Consider the following 15,514-nt stretch of genomic DNA (forward strand, 5'->3'; position numbering starts at 1 on the left):
TACTTAAAAACAATAATAAATGAGTTAAAATGTTGTTTAAGTTTTGTTTAACAACTACCTCTGCCATGAAAATTACAAATACCTCGCTTATCGCGTTAGCCATTTTTCAACTATTATTGATCAGCAGCAGTTATGCGCAAACCAATACTTTAAAACCGGCGCCGGCTAATGTAACTATTGATGGCAGTCTTAAAGAATGGGGTGACAGCCTGAGCTACTACAATCCGGAAACGCAGCTTAATTATACTTTGGCCAACGATAAAGACAATCTATACCTGGTTTTAAAAACCAACGATCCGATACAACAACACGGCATATTAACCTGGGGGATTACATTGGGCATTGATACGCGCGGTCATAAAAAATCAACTTACAGCGTTACCTTCCCTGTCCAGGAGCAGGGCTTTGGGAATGATGATGCTACGGACGACCCAAAATTAGCCATTAGCTTCAGCAAACTGAAAAGAATTAAAGCCGATGGCTTTAAAGATGTGGAGAACGATATATTTACCCTGCAGAATACGTATGGTTTCAGGGTAGCGATGGATTACGACAAACGCGGGTTTTTAGTATATGAGGAGGTGATCCCGCTGGCGCTTTTTCATGCAGATGAACTGAAGAAAAACGAATGGGCCTTTGATATTAAAATAAATGCACCGCAACTGGCGGCAGATAAACCAACCGATGATGCCGGAAAAAACGAAAACATGGGCAGCCGTGGTGGGGAAGGCGGCGGCCACAGAGGCGGCGGTGGGCGAGGTGGTGCGGGCGGTGGCCGCGGCGGCATGGGCGGCGGACGCGGCGGCCAGTACAGCGGCAATGCCGGGCATCATGACAGCGCGGCTAAGCCTGTTGATTTCTGGGCAAAATATACCCTGGCAAAAACGCAATAACTATTAAAAATTATTCTTCCACATCATGCTTTCAACCGGGCGCGTGGTTTTGTTGTTGTATTTGGCGTTATCTTTAGTGTTGTAAAGCGTTTCAATATCGCCCTCAACTACAAAATATATTAATTGGCCAATGGGCATGCCCGGATAGATTTTTACCGGCTGCGTGCAGGATATTTCCAGGGTCCAGGTATTGCAAAAACCTACATCGCCTTTGCCTGCAGTGGCATGGATATCAATACCTAATCTGCCGGTACTTGACTTTCCTTCCAAAAAAGGTACATGTTTATGTGTTTCTGTATACTCTACCGTTACGCCGAGGTAAAGGGTATTGGGCTGCAGTACAAACCCTTCCTTCGGTATTTCAAAACTGTCAATTTCATTATGCAGTTTGGCGTCAAGCACCCTGTCCCGGTAAGTTGCCAGGTGCTTACCCAAGTGTACGTCGTATGAGTTTGTGCCTAAACATTCGCGTTTAAATGGTTCAATTATTATGTGGCCTTTGTCAATTTCTTCAAGAATGCGCGTATCAGACAGTATCATAAAACAAGGAAAAGGGATTTTGGTTAAAATTAGAATTATTTGCTCTAAGTTTGTCCTACTTTTTGCAATTTACTTTTATGGCTATAGCTTACCAGCAACAGGTTGATGACGATACAGAATTCGCGCTCTGGAAAATAGAGGAACAGGCCGAGGATCTGTACAACCAGTTGCAGCTAAATGATGATGAAAAGGCTTTTGTTGAGAATATCAGCAACGGCAAGCGCCACCTGCACTGGCTGGGTACACGCGTGCTGCTGCGCACCATGTTACGTACTGATGAATACATCAACTGCCAGGTTGACGATCATGGCAAACCCTACCTGGTATCGTTGCCATACCATATTTCATTAAGCCACTCTTTTGATTATGCAGCGGTAATGATCAGCAGGAAGAGCCCGGTTGGTATTGACATTGAACTGGTGAAAGAAAAAGTAGAGCGCATAGCGTCGCGGTTCTTATCGCCTGATGAATTATCTTTTATAAATACTGCCGACAAAATACCGCAGTTATACGCCTGCTGGTGCGCCAAAGAAGCGGTGTATAAATGTTACGGGCAAAAAGAAGTATCCTTTATGGATAATATTTTAATAAAGCCGTTTACGTTTGAGCCGCAGGGTCAGGTAAATGCCATTTTAACCAAGGGCGGCATTGAAAATGATTATACCGTAGGATATTTGCAGTACGAGGACTACATGATTGGTTACGTAAAAGGATAAAGATGAAGAACAAACAGGTAATAGTACAGGATTGGGGATTGATAGACTATAAAGAAGCCTGGGCAAAGCAGGAAGCTTTGTTTAATGCTACCATTGCCTTAAAAATGGAAATACGAAACCGGCAACTGGTTATTGCCGGCGACAATCAACCCGTAAATGATATTATAACACCCAATTATCTTATATTTTGCGAGCATCAGCATGTTTATACGTTAGGCAACAGCGGCAAGCCGGAACATTTATTATTAGATGAAAAAGGGCTTGAGGAAAAAGATGCTACCTATTACCATATTAACCGCGGCGGTGATATTACTTACCACGGCCCGGGACAAATTGTAGCTTATCCTATACTTGATCTGGATAATTTCTTTACCGACATACATTTGTATTTACGCATGCTTGAAGAAGCTGTAATACTTACCCTGGCCGATTTTGGTATTAAGGCGGGGCGTTACCCCGGCTATACCGGTGTCTGGCTTGATGCCGACAATGGGCGGGCCCGAAAAATAAGCGCCATGGGGGTACGCTGCAGCAGGTGGGTTACCATGCATGGCCTTGCCTTTAATGTAAACAATGATCTTTCTTACTTTAAAAACATTATCCCGTGTGGGATTGATGATAAGGCTGTTACGTCAATGCAGCATGAAATAGGTGAAGCAGTTGATATCAAGGAGGTTCAAAAAATTCTTCAACATCATATTGCTGACCTGTTTAGTATGGAGATAGCATCAGCCGGGTAAATTTATTGCAAAAAAATTTGTTTATTTTTGACAGATGTCGTAAATTTGATGACAGATGTCAATTAAAATGAGTAAAGGAAAAAAATACAAGTTTGCTGATGACGATACCTTTGATCTAACCAATATGGTTAGGGAGGGTGTTCCGTTTCCGTACTTTACCCGGCTTTCTAATCAAATCCAGCTGGGTTTTGAAGAATGGTCGTCTTACCTGCATCTTTCTGAGCGCACCATCCAGCGTTATAAAAAAGAAAACAAATCTTTTGATCCGCTTTACTCTGAACGGATCTTGCAAATTGAATTGCTTTATAAAAAAGGCATCGCTGTTTTTGGCGTAGCCGATAATTTTTACACCTGGATGGATTCTGTAAGTATCCCATTGGGCAGTATCAAACCTAAAGAGCTTTTGGATACCGCCTTTGGCATTAACGCCATTTATGATGAGTTAGGACGTATTGAACACGGTATATTGGCATGATTGTTTACCGGCTTAGCGGGCAGGCATTTATTAATGATCTATCGGGGTATGGTGCCGAAAAAACCGGCGGCCGCTGGAACAGCAAAGGGATCCCCGTTTTATATACAGCAGCCTCACGTGCGTTAGCCGTGGTTGAAATCGCCGTCCACGTTCCGTTGGGCATTATCCCTACCAATTATTTCATCGCCGCTATTGATATCCCTGAAAATGATATCGTAAAAACGGGCATCAGTGATTTGCCTGCTAACTGGAACCGCAATCCTTTTATAAAAGCTACCCAGCTAATAGGCGACGAATTCATCAAAAACAATAAACACCTGGTATTGCAGGTCCCGTCGGCCAGTGTTAGCGGCGATTTTAATTACCTGATCAATCCCCGGCACTCTGATTTTAATAAAGTGAAGCTGAAGAGCATTGATCCGTTTGTGTTTGATGCCAGGTTGTTTAGAAAATAGGTATCCCCATTGCCTGTGAGGACACAGGCAGCGGTTATTAACACTCGGGCAAGCTCAACGGGATATTAATGGCTAATCCCCCGTCGGCGGTTTCTTTGTATTTGGAGTTCATGTCCTGTGCGGTTTCCCACATGGTTTTTACTACAGCATCCAAACTTACCTTGGCGTTATCTGGATTGGTTTGCAGGGCCAGTTGTGAGGCAGTAATGGCTTTAATGGCTCCCATGGTGTTACGTTCAATACAAGGCACCTGTACCAGCCCTCCTATCGGATCGCAGGTCAGGCCCAGGTGATGTTCCATGGCAATCTCAGCGGCCATCATAACCTGGCGTTGCGACCCTCCCAGGCATTCTGTTAAAGCTGCCGCCGCCATGGCCGACGATACGCCGATCTCTGCCTGGCAGCCGCCCATTGCCGCCGATATGGTAGCGCCCTTTTTAAATATACAGCCAATCTCAGACGCGGTTAGCAGAAACTGGATAATGCTTTTCTCGTTATATCCATCGCAAAAAACAATAAAATATTGAAGCACTGCCGGGATAACCCCCGCCGCCCCGTTGGTTGGCGCAGTAACCACACGACCAAAAGACGCGTTCTCCTCATTAACCGCCAGTGCGAAACAGCTTACCCAATCCAGTATATTTTGAAAACTGTTGCCTGTTTGCCTGATGGCCGTAACCCATTCGCCATAATTACTGTAGGTATTATTGCCCAATAACCTTTTATTGAGGTTTGCCGCACGCCGTTCTACATTAAGCCCACCGGGTAGTTTACCTTTGGTATGGCTACCGCGATACATACACTCGGCCATGGCATTAAAGATATTTAGTACGCCGGTACGTGTTTCCTGTTCGCTGCGCCAGGCCAGCTCGTTTTCCGTTACTACTTCTGATATTTTGAGGCCGGTTTTTATGCACCAGTGCAACAGGTCGCCGGCGGTATCAATCGGGAACGGAAGATCAACCTCGGCCTTTTGCTGGCTTTGGCCGCCCTCTTTAACTACAAACCCGCCACCGATAGAATAATAGGTTTCTGACAGCGCTTTACCTGTACTTAAAAATGCCTGAAAAGTAACTGCATTAGGATGAAATGGCAGGCTTTCATTAAAAAGAAACAGCAAGTCGTTACTTATAGAAAAATCAATCTCGTGCCTGCCGCCTAATACCAGTTTATGCGTGTTTCCAATCCCGGCTATCTTGGGGGTTACTTCATCAACCGCGAAAGTAACCGGGTCGTCGCCACTCAGGCCCAACAATACGGCAATATCGGTACCATGCCCGCGGCCGGTTTTGGCCAGCGATCCATAAAGCAATATTTTTATTTCGGCTACCTGCGGCAGTACCCCCTGCTGCTCAAGCATCGCTACAAATTGCTGGGCGGCACGCCACGGTCCAAGGGTGTGTGAGCTTGACGGGCCTATGCCTATTTTAAACATGTCAAATACAGAAAGTTGTTCGCGTTGCATTAGCCAAATTTACAGATTATGGAGGTCATTACCGCTATAATAAAGCGTTTATATCCGCTAAAAGCGTAACAATTTTTATATTTTGCGGTTAAATAACGCTTCGGATAAATGCCATTCATTAACTGGCTTCAAAACCACCTGCTTCCGTGCCCTTTTAAGTGGCTTACGGGCATAGATTGCCCCGGTTGCGGTTTCCAGCGCGCTGTCATTGCGTTACTGAAGGGCAATGTGCATGAAAGCTTTTTATTATACCCTCCGGCAATACCTTTGTTGTTAATTTTGGCGTGTTATCTGGCCGCCGGATATGCCGGATCAATAAATTATAGCACCATCTTAAAAAGACGGCTTATTATACTGGCCGGCGTTATCATATTAATAAGTTATTGTATTAAAATGCCGGGGCTCTATCACAACTATGCGCTTTCGGCCCCTGCGGCCAGGTGATTATAATCTCTAACCAGGGTCTGTAAAAAAACCATATCATCCATTGGCGCACTGATCTTTAAAAGCTGCCTTAGCTTCACCGCTGTATTATGCAAAATAACAGTATTGCCCGATTTAATATAGCTGGTAAGTACTTCATGTATCAATACGATATCTTTATCACGTAACTGTGTCACTTCATTAAAAATGGGCACATAATCTTCTTTATGGGGTGCAAAGGCTATGGCATCAATTAGTGTGCGGGGTTCGGTCCGGATCAATATCGTGCCGGCAACGATGTCGCCTACGCGCTGGCCATTTTTTGTTACCGACGCACTTATTATTGCACAGGCCCCGCTGGTTAAGGTAAAGTCGATTATCCTGAAAATCCACCGTAAAAAGTATTGCCCGACGCTGGCCTGACCGCCATCAAGACTGATCACTTTTATTTTCATTGAGCGCTTGCCGATGCTTTGACCGTTCATAAATATCTCGCAGATCAGGTCGTAGAAAACAAATAACAGGATGTACGCAATCAACGCCGCTATCCAGCCAATATCTCTGAAACTCCTTCCTACAGATCCGGCAATGACAAAACACATCACTGCGATGGAAAAAAATATAGCAAAATCAATTAACCAGGCCAGCATGCGCTCGCCAAGGCCCGCCAGTTCATAGTCGATGTCAATGTTTTGTGATGTGGTTATACGGATGGTTTGCATGTAAACAAATATAATTGCTCAATATTGAATAATTACTTGAATGATACAAATTTTGTATTTATTTTAACGCCATATAAAACCTAACAATGCGTGAGCCCTTATTTGTTAAACAAAACGCCGATAAATGGAAAAGTTTTGAAAACGCTTTAACAAGTGATCCGGATGAGCTTGCCGACCGTTTTATAGAGGTAACCGATGACCTGGCGTACGCCAAAACCTTTTATCCAAAATCAAAAACAACCAGCTATTTAAACGGATTGGCGGCAAAACACCACCAGTCTATCTATAAAAACAAAACAGAGAAAAGCAACCGGTTCATTACTTTCTGGCAGTACGAGTTGCCGGTACTTTTTAAAACCTATCAGCAACAGCTGCTTTATGCTTTTATTTTCTTCATTGTTTTTTGTATGATGGGAGCCATGTCAGCCAAATACGATCAAAATTTTGTGCGGTTGATATTAGGTGACAGGTATGTTGATATGACCGAAGCCAACATAGCCAAACATGACCCTTTTGCTGTTTATAAGCGGGACAATAGTTTCTTAATGTTTCTGCAGATAGGCGGCAATAATATATTTGTTTCACTGGTAATGTTTGTATGCGGCATCTTTGGGTCGGTAGGTACTGTTTACTATTTGTTTAAAAACGGGGTGATGCTGGGATCATTCGAGTATTTTTTCTTCAGCAAAAACCTGGGATTCGCTTCAGTACTGGTAATATTTATACATGGAGTGTTAGAGATTTCCTCGCTTATAATTGCGGGTGCCGCGGGGTTGGTATTAGGCAACAGCCTGTTATTCCCTAAAACTTATAGCCGCCTGCTCTCATTAAAACGGGGCGCCAGGGATGGAATGAAACTGGTTATCGGCCTGGTTCCGATATTTATTATTGCCGCTTTTTTTGAAAGTTTCGTAACGCGTCATACCGAAATGCCCATTTGGTTAAGTAGTTTTATTTTGATTACTTCTCTGACATTTATTGTATGGTACGTTATCATCTATCCAAATAAATTAAATAAAAAACAAACCTTATAACACATGGAACCTAAAGTTGAACTTGCAAAAACGCGTGATTTTGGCGAAATAATTGCCGACTCGTTTCTGTTTATCCGCCAAAATTTAAAACCGCTGGTTAGCTGTTTCTTTTTGTTTTGCGGTTTCTTTTTATTGATTAGCGCTGTATTCGGCATGATGCAGCAACTAAGGCTGACAGAAATGATAAACAGTATGGATAGTTCTGACGGCGGCGCAACCGCAGTGACGCGAGGGTTTGGGCGCAAGACCTTTTTAGAAACCTCTGTGATGATAATAGCAATGTTGTTAACCTATACGGCAATGCCGGTAACCATATTATCTTTTATGACGCTGTATAAGGATAAGGGCAATGTTGCGCCAACAAACGAAGAGGTATGGGGGTATTTCAAATATTACTTTTTTAAAGTTTTAGGCGGTTCAATTGTAAACGCCATTGTTTTGATATGTGGCTTTATTCTTTGCCTGATACCCGGGATATATTTTTATCCGGTTTTAGGATTAATATTCCCGATAATGATAGTTGAACATACTACCTACGGCTATGCTTTCAATCAAAGTTTCAGGCTGATCAAAGATAAGTGGTGGACCGTTTTTGGCGCATTATTCATAACCTGGTTAATTGTTGCCGTATGCTCATCAATTATTACTATGCCTTTTGCCGCTGTTAACATTTGGAGCACGTTTTTACAACATACCCGGCACGTACATTTGTCGGTGCTTTCCATCGTATCAGCAACTATATTAGGCCAGCTTGCTCATGTGCTTTATATTTTACCACTGGTGGCATTAACCCTTTGTTATTTTAGTTTGACAGAGTCGAAACATGCAACCGGCTTAATGGACCGTATTGATCAAATAGGGCTTGACAATACGGACACCGACACCCCTGCAGAAGAATATTAAATGCTGCGCTACCTGTTTTTAACGTGTTTTTCTTTACTGGTTAGCCTTACGGCTGGCCTGGCTGCTCCTGCAAAACAGGTAAAGGTAAAAATGTTAATTAAAACCGACAGCTCGGCAATATCGGTAAGGCACTTTGACAGCGCAACATTAAACCAATATCGTGCAAAAAAAGAGTTCCATTTTACTAAAGACAGCTATGTTGAGGAATCGTTATGGGATAGGTTTTGGACGTGGCTCCGGAATCTGTTTAGATTAAAAAATAAGCAAGGCGCCGGCGAGTTATTTAACATCATTATAAAATATGGCTTCATAGTATTAGGCTTGGCTGCGCTTATATTTTTAATTTTTAAGTTGATTGGCGTGGACGCATTTAACGTGATAAAGGGGCGGTCGGCATCTGCGCCGCTTTTGCATGATGAATCTGTTGAAGACATTTATACTATTAATTTTGATGCTGAGGTAGAAAAAGCCGTCAATCAGCAAAACTACAGGTTCGCGGTGCGGCTGATGTATTTACGGGTGCTTAAACAGTTAAGCGATGCCGGGCAGATCCACTGGGAGCTTAATAAAACAAACAGTATTTACGTTAATGAGCTCACCAATGCCGAGCAGCGTTTGGCCTTTAAATTACTTACCCGGCAATTTGAATATATCTGGTACGGCGAACTGATAATTGACGCCGCGGCTTTTAAAAAAATCAACGCCCTGTTTGACGGCTTTAAAATAAAAATGGCATGAAAGATTTTAAAATATATCTTATTGCCGCCTCGCTGCTGTTAACCATTTATGTGGTTATCCAATTCAACAAACCTGTGCCCGTTAACTGGGCGCCTACGTTGTCATACGCCGATAAAATTCCGTTTGGTACGTTTATATTATATAACCGGTTAAAAGACCTCTTCCCTGGTGCAGAAGTAACCGGCACCACCGGATCACTGTATAATGTATTTAGTAAGCCCTTGCCACCCGGTAACTATATTATCATAGCCAGGCAACTAAAAGTCAGTAAAATTGATTTTGAACAGCTGGTTAAATACGTGCAGGCAGGTAATCATGTTTTTATGTCCGGCTTTAACTGGGATGGCTTTTTAAAACAACAACTAAAAATTGAAACCGGTTTAGATGGCGATACTGACAAAGTACATTTAAACTTTACCAATCCACGATTGAATAAGCCGCGGGGCTATATATTTACCAACGACATCAGCCGGCAATATTTCAGCAAATTTGATACCGCCAAAGCAACGGTCATCAGCAAAAACGGGGCCGGTGAAGCCACGTTTTTAAGTTATAAATTTGGTAACGGCACACTTTTACTTTGCGCTACCCCCGAAATTTTTAGCAACTATAGTTTGTTAACCCCGCAAGGTGCAGAATATGCGGCGCTTGCTTTATCTTATCTGCCGCCTAAACAACACGTGTTTTGGGACCTGTATCAAAACCATGATGTATTAAATGACCAGTCGCCGGTTGGCCTGTTTTTAGATAACCCAAGCCTGCAATGGGCCTATTATTTAAGCCTTTTTACTTTGTTTATATATATTGTGTTTGAAGTTAAGCGCCGGCAGCGCGTCATACCGGTTATTGAGCCTTTAAAAAACGCGACTATTGATTTTGTAGGCGTGGTTGGTAAGGTTTATTATGAGAAACGCGACAACGCAAATATAGCTGGTAAAAAAATACGGTACCTGTTAAACCACCTGCGCGAAAAATATCAGCTAAAAACCAATAAACCAGATGATGAATTTATTGAAAACCTGATCCATAAAACCGGGACAGACCCGGCCCTGGCCCGCGAACTGGTTAGCTGTATCAACTATCTAACCCAAAAAACTAAGGTCACAGACCGCGAATTAATAGTATTGAACCAATTGATAGAAAAATTTTATTCTCAATCCTGATAAAAACATGGAAGACGAAATATTTGAGCAAAGAACAGACCTGAGCAAACTTAACAACGCAGTTGAACAGATAAAGGCCGCATTGGCGCACATAATTGTGGGCCAGCATCATGCCATTGACCTGATACTGGCCGGCCTACTGGCTGATGGCCATATACTGATTGAAGGAGTACCCGGCGTTGCTAAGACATTAACCGCCAAATTAATAGCAAAAGCCATTGATGCACGTTACTCGCGCATACAGTTTACCCCCGACCTGATGCCGTCGGACGTGTTGGGTACGTCCGTATTTAATCCCAAAAACAGCGAATTTGAATTCAGGCGCGGGCCGATTTTTGGAAACATTATATTGATTGATGAGATTAACCGCTCGCCGGCAAAAACGCAATCGGCTTTGTTTGAAGTAATGGAGGAGCGACAGGTTACTATTGACGGCACCACCTATAAAATGGATGAACCTTTTATTGTGCTGGCTACCCAGAATCCGATAGAACAGGAGGGCACCTACCGCCTGCCCGAGGCGCAGCTTGACCGCTTTATATTTAAGATCGAGATCAAATACCCAACGCTTGAGGAAGAGATCAGCATCATTACCCGCCAGCATCAGCAAAACCCGACAGACCAGCTTAGCCACATTAAACCGGTGTTATCTACCCAGGATATCATATCCCTGAGGCAGCAGGTAAAAGGGCTGCATGTTGAGCCAAAGCTTTTGGAATTTACAGCAAAGATCATTCATGAAACACGCAATAATAAATCATTGTACCTGGGTGGATCACCAAGAGCGTCGTTAGCTATCATTAACGCGGCCAAAGCCATGGCAGCTATAAAAGGCCGCGATTTTATTACCCCTGATGACATTATCGGCGTAGCGGCACCTGTACTGAGGCACAGGATCATGTTAACCCCCGATAAAGAAATGGAAGGCGTAACACCGGATGAGGTTGTTGCGCAAATTATTCAGAAAATTGAGGTACCGAGATAATATACCCGTGAAAAAAGGCTTAGGTGCATTTTATGCCAATTTGTTTTTAACCGGCCGGTTGTCTACAGCGCTGTCGTGCTGTGTGGTGTTTTTTGTGTTTGCCTTTTTCTTTAAATGGCTGGGCATAATCCCCCAGCTGTTATTTTGGGTAGTTACCTCATTAACAGTTGCAGACCTTATTTTGCTATACCGTATAAACAGCGGCGTATTTGCCAAACGGCACGCGCCAGAACGCCTGAGCAACGGCGACGATAACGAATTGGGTATCTATATTGAAAACAGGTATCCGTTTAATATCCGGGTGGGTATTATTGATGAGATTCCCTTTCAGTTTCAAAAGCGCGATGTTTGGTTTAAAACAGTCTTGACCCCGCGGCAAACCAAATTAATAAACTACGTATTGCGCCCCGTAAAACGCGGGGGATATGATTTTGGCGATATCAGGGTGTATGTAAAATCGCCCCTTGGTTTGATAAGCCGCAGGTACAACTTCGCCCAGGCAGAAGTACTGCCGGTATACCCTTCGTTTTTGCAGATGCGTAAGTATGAGCTGATGGCCATATCAAACCGGCTAAATGAAATGGGCATCAAAAAAATACGGCGGCTTGGCCATAGTCTAGAGTTTGACCAGGTAAAAACTTATGTACCGGGCGACGATTACCGCGCCATTAACTGGAAAGCTACTGCAAGGCAGGGCAGTCTGATGACCAACGCTTATATCGACGAGAAATCACAACATGTGTATTGTGTTATTGATAAATCACGGGCCATGAAAATGCCGTTTGAGGGATTAAGCCTGCTTGACTATGCCATAAACGCCAGCCTGGTGCTGCTAAACGTGGCGCTGCTGAAAGAGGATAAGGCCGGGTTAATCACGATATCAGAAAAACAGGGCGCCGTTATAGCGGCTGATAGGCGGCCCACACAGTTAAATAAAATTTTAGAGGTTTTGCACCGCGAAAAAACGCGTTATCTCGAAACCAATATGGAATTGCTTTATACAACTATTCGCGGCGTACTTAAGCAGCGCAGCCTGGTGGTATTTTTCACCAATTATGAAAGTTTATCAGCATTAAACAGGCAGCTGCCCTACCTGAAACGGATAGCCCGGTTCCATTTATTGCTGGTCGTATTTTTTGAAAACACCGAGCTTAAAAAACTAAGCGAAGAACCTGCCGGCGATGTTGAAGGTATTTACATCAAAACCATAGCCGAAAAATTTGCCTATGATAAAAAGCTGATTGTAAAAGAGCTGGCCAAACATGGCATACAATCCATTTTAACTGCACCGCAAAACCTGAATGTAAATACTGTTAACCGTTACCTGGAAATTAAGGCAAAGCAAAAAATATAAAGGTTACATACCCGGCAGTTTAACCGCTGCGGCACGCAGATCAATCAGTATTTTTTCGTGCAGCGCAAGCCTGGTGTTAAGCACATCAGCCGGGGCAACCCATACATTAACCATGTATTTAACCCCATCAACCTCCAAAGCAGATACGCCTACCCTATTACCGGCATCTTTCAGCACCGCGTTATTGGATTTTATTGAATCCTCAATAACTTTAAGTACCTGTTCTACGTCTGCAGCGTAGCCAATTTTAATTTCAAAATCAAGACGGCGCTTGCCCTCGCGGGTTACGTTGATGATAACCTCATTAAACAGCTTACCATTAGGGATAATAACGGTTTTATTATCGGCAGTAATTAATACGGTGTAAAATATCTGTATGGATATTACTTTACCGTCTTGCCCCTGGGCAATAATGCTGTCCTCCAGTTCAAAGGGTTTGAGTAACAAAATAAGTACGCCGCCCGCAAAGTTTTGAAAGGTACCCGATAGGGCCAAACCAACAGCAACAGTAAAACCACCCAGTACCGCGCTAAAAGAACTTACGCTGATACCGTTTATACCGGCTACCCCTATAATGAGCAACACATATAAAGCCGTTAACGTAAGACTAAGAAAAAAAGGTTGTAAGGATGAGTGGACTTTTCTTTTACTCATGCGGCCCCTTAAACGGGTGCCGATAAATTTGATGACCCTTAGCCCAATCAGCAATACTATTATCGATATAAATAATGTTGTGCCGTGCAGGATAAGCCAGGAATAGGCTGTGTCGTATAGGTCGTGTAGTTTAGAGTCGCTTAGCTTCATATCTAAGCGCGAAGTTACAAATTTTTAGCGTCCGTATATAGATACAAAAAGCGTTGGGCCTTTGTAAAATACCCACTCAACTATAGTTGTGCGTATGTAGGTTTTTGTTTCGGATAAATGTTTCATGTCTGGATGTATTCAATTGTTGTGCCTTAATGTTGTGTTTGTAATATTCTGTACAATAATAGGCTTAATTGTTACTGCTTTGTTACTTAATCAATCATTTGATTAACAAATGACAGTGCGTTTACACCTTAATGACAATGAGTTATGTTCAGCAAAAAAAGCAAGGCTGTATACAAAAAAATACAAAAGGTTTTCTTAAGATTTCAGCATGGTTTCGTGATAGTCTTATAAACCTATCAAATGCCTGCCGGCTCTGCAAAACATAACCAAATAAAAAACCCCGCCTAAACAGGCAGGGTTTTTTATAATATGGTTTGAAAGCCGGGTGATGATTACATCATGCCACCCATGCCGCCACCGCCGCCCATTGGCGGACCGCCGGCAGATGCCTCTTCAGGATCGTCAGCCAATACACATTCTGTTGTTAACAACATCGCTGCGATTGAAGCTGCATTTTCTAAAGCTACACGGCTTACTTTGGTCGGGTCAATAACACCTGCACCAATTAAGTTTTCAAACTTGTCGGTACGTGCATTGTAGCCAAAATCGCCTTTACCTTCTTTTACTTTTTGTACGATGATAGAACCTTCAATACCTGCGTTCTCGCAGATTTGACGTAACGGCTCCTCGATAGCGCGACGGATGATCTGGATACCAGTATTCTCGTCTTCGTTATCACCTTTAAGATCTGTCAGGGCAGCAACTGCGCGGATGAAAGCAACACCACCACCTGCTACGATACCTTCTTCAACAGCCGCACGGGTTGCATGTAAAGCATCGTCAACACGATCTTTCTTTTCTTTCATTTCAACTTCAGATGCAGCACCGATGTATAATACAGCAACACCACCTGATAATTTAGCTAAACGCTCCTGTAATTTTTCTTTATCATAATCAGAAGTAGTTGCATCCATTTGTGTCCTGATCTCGTTTACACGGGCCTGGATAGCATCAGATGAACCTGAACCATTGATAACAGTTGTGTTGTCTTTATCAATGACAACTTTTTCCGCAATACCTAAGTGCTCCAACTCAGCATTTTCTAATTTATAACCTCTTTCTTCAGAAATTACAGTACCACCGGTTAAGATAGCGATGTCTTCTAAGATAGCTTTACGGCGATCACCAAAGCCTGGTGCTTTAACAGCAGCAACTTTCAGTGAGCCGCGGATTTTGTTTACTACTAAAGTTGATAGCGCTTCGCCGTCCAGATCTTCAGCAATAATTAATAATGGTTTGCCGGTTTGTACTTGTTTTTCCAAAATCGGCAACAACTCTTTCATTGAAGAAATTTTCTTGTCGTAGATCAAAATGTAAGGGTTTTCCAACTCAGCTTCCATTTTATCAGTATTGGTTACAAAGTAAGCCGACAGGTAACCACGGTCAAACTGCATACCTTCAACAGTTTTCACTTCGGTTTCGGTACCTTTTGCTTCTTCAACGGTAATTACACCGCCTGTACCAACTTTTTGCATTGCATCAGCAATCATTTCGCCGATAACGTCATCATTGTTAGCTGAAATTGAAGCCACCTGTTTGATCTTGCTGAAATCATCACCAACATCTTGTTTTTGAGCTTTTAAGTTCTCAACCACAACTTTAACCGCTTTATCAATACCGCGTTTTAAATCCATCGGGTTTGCACCGGCAGCAACGTTCTTAATACCGGCAGTAACAATAGCCTGGGCTAAAACAGTTGCGGTAGTAGTACCATCACCTGCAATATCAGCAGTTTTTGATGCTACTTCTTTCAACATTTGGGCACCCATATTTTCGATAGGGTCTTTCAGTTCAATTTCTTTAGCCACAGTAACACCATCTTTGGTAATAACGGGCGAGCCGAATTTTTTATCGATGATTACGTGACGGCCTTTGGGGCCCAGGGTTACTTTAACCGCGTTGGCTAAAATATCAACGCCTCTTTTAAGGGCGTCTCTTGCTTCAACATTATATTTAACTTGCTTTGACATATCTTTTT

The 15,514-nt window shown here is 42.9% G+C and carries 17 protein-coding genes; 12 read left to right on the plus strand and 5 right to left on the minus strand.

All coding sequences use genetic code 11. The features are described 5' to 3' along the window. The first annotated feature begins 65 nt into the window (after positions 1 to 65). Positions 66 to 893, plus strand: a complete 828-nt coding sequence (locus LJ658_RS09570; RefSeq protein ID WP_230546274.1) for a hypothetical protein — start codon at positions 66 to 68, stop codon at positions 891 to 893. Positions 894 to 896: 3 nt separating this feature from the next. Here the strand turns inward: LJ658_RS09570 and dcd are convergent, their stop codons facing one another. Continuing rightward, a complete protein-coding gene (gene dcd / locus LJ658_RS09575) occupies positions 897 to 1,433 on the minus strand; it encodes a dCTP deaminase (RefSeq protein WP_230546275.1) in 537 nt (178 codons plus the stop codon). Between the two features lie 77 nt (positions 1,434 to 1,510). Here dcd and LJ658_RS09580 point away from each other — a divergent pair, with 77 nt between their 5' ends. From LJ658_RS09580 to LJ658_RS09595, 4 genes are all read left to right on the plus strand, one after another. Then, the gene (locus LJ658_RS09580) at positions 1,511 to 2,149 is read left to right on the plus strand and encodes a 4'-phosphopantetheinyl transferase superfamily protein (RefSeq protein ID WP_230546276.1); all 639 of its coding nucleotides are present in this window, start codon (positions 1,511 to 1,513) and stop codon (positions 2,147 to 2,149) included. A 2-nt stretch (positions 2,150 to 2,151) separates the two neighbouring features. Next, positions 2,152 to 2,889 (plus strand): lipoyl(octanoyl) transferase LipB, encoded by a 738-nt coding sequence (lipB, locus tag LJ658_RS09585; protein WP_230546277.1) that lies wholly within the window; start codon positions 2,152 to 2,154, stop codon positions 2,887 to 2,889. A 67-nt stretch (positions 2,890 to 2,956) separates the two neighbouring features. Beyond that, entirely contained in the window at positions 2,957 to 3,364 is a 408-nt protein-coding gene (locus tag LJ658_RS09590) for an antitoxin Xre-like helix-turn-helix domain-containing protein (RefSeq protein ID WP_230546278.1), read from the plus strand. Continuing rightward, complete coding sequence (locus LJ658_RS09595; RefSeq protein WP_230546279.1) at positions 3,361 to 3,819, plus strand: RES family NAD+ phosphorylase; 459 nt, start codon at positions 3,361 to 3,363, stop codon at positions 3,817 to 3,819. The genes LJ658_RS09590 and LJ658_RS09595 overlap by 4 nt, the downstream gene beginning before the upstream one ends. 37 nt (positions 3,820 to 3,856) lie before the next feature. Here the strand turns inward: LJ658_RS09595 and LJ658_RS09600 are convergent, their stop codons facing one another. Continuing rightward, entirely contained in the window at positions 3,857 to 5,284 is a 1,428-nt protein-coding gene (locus LJ658_RS09600) for an L-serine ammonia-lyase (RefSeq protein WP_230546280.1), read from the minus strand. Positions 5,285 to 5,392: 108 nt separating this feature from the next. On the opposite strand from LJ658_RS09600, the gene LJ658_RS09605 reads away from it, so the two are divergent. After that, positions 5,393 to 5,728, plus strand: coding sequence for a DUF2752 domain-containing protein (locus LJ658_RS09605; protein WP_230546281.1), 336 nt, complete (start codon positions 5,393 to 5,395; stop codon positions 5,726 to 5,728). On the opposite strand, the gene LJ658_RS09610 is transcribed toward LJ658_RS09605, so the two are convergent. Next, entirely contained in the window at positions 5,698 to 6,429 is a 732-nt protein-coding gene (locus LJ658_RS09610; RefSeq protein ID WP_230546282.1) for an RDD family protein, read from the minus strand. The genes LJ658_RS09605 and LJ658_RS09610 overlap by 31 nt on opposite strands. Positions 6,430 to 6,515: 86 nt before the next feature. On the opposite strand from LJ658_RS09610, the gene LJ658_RS09615 reads away from it, so the two are divergent. From LJ658_RS09615 to LJ658_RS09640, 6 genes are read left to right on the plus strand one after another with little or no spacing between them, the layout of a single operon-like run. Then, positions 6,516 to 7,463, plus strand: a complete 948-nt coding sequence (locus LJ658_RS09615) for a stage II sporulation protein M (RefSeq protein ID WP_230546283.1) — start codon at positions 6,516 to 6,518, stop codon at positions 7,461 to 7,463. 3 nt (positions 7,464 to 7,466) lie between these two features. Then, positions 7,467 to 8,366 (plus strand): hypothetical protein, encoded by a 900-nt coding sequence (locus LJ658_RS09620; RefSeq protein ID WP_230546284.1) that lies wholly within the window; start codon positions 7,467 to 7,469, stop codon positions 8,364 to 8,366. After that, entirely contained in the window at positions 8,367 to 9,104 is a 738-nt protein-coding gene (locus LJ658_RS09625) for a DUF4129 domain-containing protein (RefSeq protein WP_230546285.1), read from the plus strand. It begins immediately after the preceding gene. Next, entirely contained in the window at positions 9,101 to 10,267 is a 1,167-nt protein-coding gene (locus tag LJ658_RS09630) for a DUF4350 domain-containing protein (RefSeq protein ID WP_230546286.1), read from the plus strand. The genes LJ658_RS09625 and LJ658_RS09630 overlap by 4 nt, the downstream gene beginning before the upstream one ends. Before the next feature lie 7 nt (positions 10,268 to 10,274). Then, positions 10,275 to 11,252, plus strand: a complete 978-nt coding sequence (locus LJ658_RS09635) for a MoxR family ATPase (protein WP_230546287.1) — start codon at positions 10,275 to 10,277, stop codon at positions 11,250 to 11,252. Positions 11,253 to 11,259: 7 nt separating this feature from the next. Further along, positions 11,260 to 12,606: a DUF58 domain-containing protein gene (locus LJ658_RS09640; protein ID WP_230546288.1), complete on the plus strand. Its 1,347-nt coding sequence runs from the start codon at positions 11,260 to 11,262 to the stop codon at positions 12,604 to 12,606. Positions 12,607 to 12,609: 3 nt separating this feature from the next. On the opposite strand, the gene LJ658_RS09645 is transcribed toward LJ658_RS09640, so the two are convergent. Both LJ658_RS09645 and groL read right to left on the minus strand, forming a co-directional pair. Beyond that, positions 12,610 to 13,410: a mechanosensitive ion channel family protein gene (locus tag LJ658_RS09645; RefSeq protein ID WP_230546289.1), complete on the minus strand. Its 801-nt coding sequence runs from the start codon at positions 13,408 to 13,410 to the stop codon at positions 12,610 to 12,612. A gap of 458 nt (positions 13,411 to 13,868) precedes the next feature. Beyond that, positions 13,869 to 15,506 (minus strand): chaperonin GroEL, encoded by a 1,638-nt coding sequence (gene groL, locus LJ658_RS09650; protein WP_230546290.1) that lies wholly within the window; start codon positions 15,504 to 15,506, stop codon positions 13,869 to 13,871. Between the last annotated feature and the right edge of the window lie 8 nt (positions 15,507 to 15,514).

It is taken from the genome of Mucilaginibacter sp. UR6-11, from assembly GCF_020880695.1.
Lineage (GTDB): Bacteria > Bacteroidota > Bacteroidia > Sphingobacteriales > Sphingobacteriaceae > Mucilaginibacter.